The following is a 538-nucleotide window of genomic DNA, read 5'->3' on the forward strand; positions in this document are numbered from 1 at the left end:
CGATTGCCCGATCGATTTGACTGGTCTTGGTCCATCCAACCGCGCCTGGGTGATGGCCAAGCGCCCCGATTGCCCAATTGATATGACTGGTCTCAACTCCCTTGCCCGCGCCTGGGTGATGATTCACCGTCGCGATTGTCCGATCGACCTGACAGGTCTTGATTCATTCGAACGCGTTTGGGTCCTGAAGAATCGACCCGACTACAACCCAGACAATTGAACATAGGACACACACATGAACACCGACGACTCATTTGACCGCGCATTGGCAATGACCAATGACCCGAGTTCTCCAATCGATCTGACAGGCCTTGATCCGATCCACCGCGCTTGGGTGATAACCAGTCGCCCCGATTGCCCGATTGACTTGGACGGCTTGAGCGCCGAGGACCGCGCCTACGTCATGGCCTATCGCCCTGATTGTCCGATCGACATGACGGGGCTTACGTCATACGACCGTGCGTGGGTGATGATTCACCGTCGCGATTGCCCGATCGATTTGACTGGTCTTGGTCCATCCAACCGCGCCTGGGTGATG

The 538-nt window shown here is 56.7% G+C and carries 2 protein-coding genes; both read left to right on the plus strand.

What is annotated here, in order from left to right:
• Positions 1–220: hypothetical protein (locus tag E4680_RS14390; protein ID WP_205688960.1), on the plus strand; the 220-nt coding region annotated here is incomplete at its 5' end.
• Positions 221–235: 15 nt separating this feature from the next.
• The coding region (locus E4680_RS13965) for a PDZ domain-containing protein (protein WP_135283037.1) at positions 236–538 on the plus strand (303 nt) is incomplete at its 3' end.

The organism is Candidatus Macondimonas diazotrophica, from assembly GCF_004684205.1.
Taxonomy (GTDB): Bacteria; Pseudomonadota; Gammaproteobacteria; order UBA5335; family UBA5335; genus Macondimonas; species Macondimonas diazotrophica.